Below are 1,874 nucleotides of genomic sequence, written 5' to 3' on the forward strand. Positions count from 1 at the left end.
TAGCTGAACAGGAGGGACAGCTGATAGAAACAGAAGCCACTGGAGCACCTCAAAAACACCATCATACACTAAATCAGTAAGTTGGCAGCATCACCCTTCTGCCGGGCTAATAACCTGGTCCCGAGCATGAGCCGGCGTGGCAACTGCTGGGATAATGCGGTGGCCGAATCGTTCTTCAGTTCACTGAAAAAAGAGCGCATCAGGAAGAGAATATACAAAACCCGGGATCTAGCCCGGGCGGATATCTTCGATTACATTGAAGTGTTCTACAACCGGGCCCGGCGCCACAGTCACCTCGGCGGCGTCAGTCCGGAGGCCTTCGAACAGGCCTCGTCGTGAGGACAGAATTTGTCTACGGGCGTGGGGTCAGTCCAATCAACGGCTCGGAAGTGTCTAGATTATCCGTGGCGATTCAATTATTCTAAAGTTTTCGACCGCTATACACTCTTATCATTCTTTGTTAATCGTTTATTAAGATAATAAATATAAGGACGAAACCATGAACGATGTCATTCGTGACTTTTTCAAAATGGAATCAGCTGGTGGTATTCTTCTCGTGATTGCCGCGGCAATTGCGATGACCATTGCTAACTCACCGCTGGGCGAAACTTATCAATCTGTACTGCATACTTATGTATTTGGTATGTCAGTTTCTCACTGGATTAATGACGGCCTAATGGCTGTTTTCTTCTTACTCATTGGCCTTGAAGTTAAGCGAGAGCTGCTTGAAGGTGCGTTAAAATCAAAAGAAACCGCAATTTTCCCTGCGATTGCAGCGGTTGGCGGTATATTAACTCCTGCTCTTATTTACGTAGCCTTTAATGCCAACGATCCTGAGGCGATTTCTGGTTGGGCAATTCCAGCGGCGACAGATATCGCTTTTGCTTTAGGTATCATGGCGTTATTAGGTAAGCGTGTACCAGTAAGCCTAAAAGTGTTCTTGCTGGCGGTTGCTATCATCGATGATTTAGGTGTAGTTGTTATTATCGCGCTATTTTACACCGGTGACCTGTCGACCATGGCGTTGCTTGTTGGCTTCATCATGACTGGTGTCCTATTCATGTTGAATGCGAAGGAAGTAACAAAACTTACGCCATACATGATCGTCGGTGCGATCTTATGGTTCGCGGTGCTTAAATCTGGTGTTCACGCAACATTGGCAGGTGTAGTGATTGGTTTTGCTATCCCACTAAAGGGAAAGCAGGGCGAACATTCTCCACTTAAACATATGGAGCACGCGCTTCACCCATACGTGGCATTTGGTATTCTGCCTCTATTCGCATTTGCCAATGCGGGGATTTCGTTAGAAGGCGTATCGATGTCAGGTCTAACTTCAATGCTGCCACTCGGTATTGCTTTGGGTCTACTGGTTGGTAAGCCTCTAGGTATCTTTACCTTTAGCTGGGCAGCGGTAAAAATGGGCGTTGCTAAGTTACCTGAAGGCGTTAACTTCAAGCATATCTTTGCGGTATCTGTGTTGTGTGGTATTGGCTTTACAATGTCTATCTTCATTTCCTCTTTAGCGTTCGGAAATGTAAGTCCTGAATTTGATACCTATGCTCGACTCGGTATCTTAATGGGTTCTACGACAGCAGCATTACTTGGCTATGCCTTACTGCACTTTTCTTTGCCTAAGAAAGCGCAAGCGTAAGATAAAAATGAGCTATTTTGTAAAGCCTCCCAATCGGGATAACACCGATCAGTTAAGGCATTGATCAGTTGAACGATCCTACGGATGGTTAACAATACCCTCAGTACACTAATTGCTGAGGGTATTTTTGGCACTGTTGCAAATAGTCGGTGGTGATAAACTTATCATCCCCTTTTGCTGATGGAGCTGCACATGAACCCATTCAAAGGCCGGCATTTTCAGC

General features: G+C 45.8%; 1 protein-coding gene and 1 pseudogene. Both read left to right on the top strand.

The window, feature by feature from the left end; translation table 11 throughout:
• Positions 1 to 96 precede the first annotated feature (96 nt).
• A pseudogene (locus LZP96_RS23805) lies at positions 97 to 339 on the top strand (IS3 family transposase); the annotation flags it as partial.
• A gap of 160 nt (positions 340 to 499) precedes the next feature.
• Positions 500 to 1,651, top strand: coding sequence for a Na+/H+ antiporter NhaA (gene nhaA, locus LZP96_RS23810; RefSeq protein WP_001000602.1), 1,152 nt, complete (start codon positions 500 to 502; stop codon positions 1,649 to 1,651).
• The last annotated feature ends 223 nt before the right edge of the window (positions 1,652 to 1,874 follow it).

The sequence above is a fragment of the Huaxiibacter chinensis genome (genome assembly GCF_022171985.1).
In the GTDB taxonomy this organism is placed as follows: Bacteria; Pseudomonadota; Gammaproteobacteria; order Enterobacterales; family Enterobacteriaceae; genus Enterobacter; species Enterobacter chinensis_A.

What these genes read in the sequence shown, in the direction of transcription:
- nhaA (WP_001000602.1), top strand. Translation starts at nt 500, where the DNA reads ATGAACGATGTCATTCGTGACTTTTTCAAAATGGAATCAGCTGGTGGT.